The 1,761-nt window shown below is 72.1% G+C and carries 2 protein-coding genes and 1 pseudogene; all 3 read right to left on the reverse strand.

What is annotated here, in order from left to right:
- A partial coding sequence (locus RIF89_RS14690; RefSeq protein ID WP_309069814.1) for a bifunctional precorrin-2 dehydrogenase/sirohydrochlorin ferrochelatase occupies window positions 1-491 on the reverse strand: 491 nt, incomplete at its 3' end.
- 5 nt (window positions 492-496) lie between these two features.
- On the reverse strand, window positions 497-1,060 hold the full coding sequence (locus tag RIF89_RS14695; protein WP_309069813.1) for a nitrite reductase (NAD(P)H) small subunit: 564 nt from the start codon (window positions 1,058-1,060) through the stop codon (window positions 497-499).
- A pseudogene (locus tag RIF89_RS14700) lies at window positions 1,057-1,761 on the reverse strand (nitrite reductase (NAD(P)H)); the annotation flags it as partial. The pseudogene RIF89_RS14700 and the gene RIF89_RS14695, both read right to left, overlap by 4 nt.

The raw sequence follows: 1,761 nt of genomic DNA on the forward strand, positions 1-1,761 counted from the left end.
AGTGCGACGCGACCGCGCGCCGTGCCGCGCACACGTCGCACGGGCAGAGCGCCGCGCTCGAGCAGACCGGCGATGGCGTTGCGGACACGTCCCGCGCGGCGGGGATCGACGCCCGCGTCGGAGGACACCGCGACCACCACGTCGCCCGAGCGCGTCTCGGCGGTCAGGCGGGCGGAGCCGTGCGCGCCGTCGGACGCGTTGACGCAGAAGGTCCGCGTGCGCTCACACCACGCGGCGACGTCCGCGTCCACGCGGGCGCTTCCGGTCGCGGTATGCACGAGCCATGCCCCGTCCACGTCGTGCTCGCGCACACCGCGCGTGATCCACGTGAGCCCGTGTCGTTCGACGAGCGCGGAGGTCTCCGGCGACAGCGCCGGCGCGACGACGCGGATGACCGCACCCTCCTCGATCAGGCGCGGCAGGCGGCGCGCGGTGACGGATCCGCCGCCGACGAACAGCACGTCGCGACCGGCGAGCGACAGACCGAACATCGTGGTCACTGCGTCTCCTCCCACTTGACGAGCACTTCGCCGTCGCGCACCGCGACGGGCAAGACGGCGATGTCACGCGGATCCCTGCCCTGCGTCTCCACCACCATTCCGGTGCGGAGGTCCCAGGCCTGCTTGTGCAGGGGTGAGGCGATCGTGGGGATCTCCTCGCGGGCGTCCGGATCGCGCGACGCGTCGTGCGCCGAGTCTGACAGCACCGTGTTTCCAGACGGTTGTGACGTGTTTCCGAGTGATTTCGTCCCCACGATCCCGCGCGAGAGGACGTGCGCGCCGCCGTAGGGGTCGTAGTTCGACACGGCGCGCACCGTGCCGTCGGCGAGCAGGAACAGCGCGATCTGCGTCCGGCCGCCCAGCAGCGCGGCGCGGCCGCGCTCGACCTCGAGGTCGGTCACGCGGCACACACGCACCCACCCGCGCGGCGCGCCTCGACGCGAGCGATCTCCGGTGTCGGCAGCTGTCCGCTCGGCGACGGCCTGCTCGCCCATGCTGTGCTCCGCGAGGGTCCGCTCCGCGACGGTCCGCTCGGCGACGGTCTGCTCGGCGACGGTCATCGGCGCACCTCCAGCGTGGTTCCGGCGATCAGGACGGCGCCGCCCGCGGCCGCCTCGCGCTCCTCGGGGAGCGCGGGACGCAACTGTCCGCGCTCCGGCACGTACGCGAGCGACGGATCCGGGGTGTCGGGCGCGTTGACGAACGACGCGAAGCGCTTGAGCTTCTCCGGATCGCGCAGCGTCGCGGCCCATTCGTCCTCGTAACCCGCCACGTGCCGCGCCATCTGCGCATCCAGGTCCGCGCAGATCCCGAGGGCGTCGTCGAAGATCACGCGGCGCAGCTCGTCGATGCCGCCTTCAAGCTCCTCGAACCAGGGCGCCGTGCGCTGCAGGCGGTCGGCCGTCCGGATGTAGTACTGGAAGAAGCGGTCGATCGCCGTGATCAGCTCTTCGTCCGAGAGGCCCTCGGCGAGCAGCTGCGCGTGGCGCGGTGTGAAGCCGCCGTTGCCGCCGACGTACATGTTCCAGCCGTTCTCAGTCGCGATCACGCCGACGTCCTTGCCGCGGGCCTCGGCGCACTCGCGCGCGCAGCCCGAGACGCCCAGCTTGAACTTGTGCGGGGCGCGCAGGCCGCGGTAGCGCAGCTCCAGCCTGACGGCCATGCCGACCGAATCCAGCACGCCGTAGCGGCACCACGTCGACCCGACGCACGACTTCACGGTGCGCAGCGATTTGCCGTACGCATGCCCCGACTCGAAGCC

Origin of the sequence: Microbacterium sp. (genome assembly GCF_031178525.1) — a bacterium.
Lineage (GTDB): Bacteria > Actinomycetota > Actinomycetes > Actinomycetales > Microbacteriaceae > Microbacterium.

Excerpts from the sequence above, each read along its gene's own strand:
- RIF89_RS14695 (WP_309069813.1), bottom strand. The coding sequence starts at position 1,060 with ATGACCGTCGCCGAGCAGACCGTCGCCGAGCGGACCGTCGCGGAGCGG.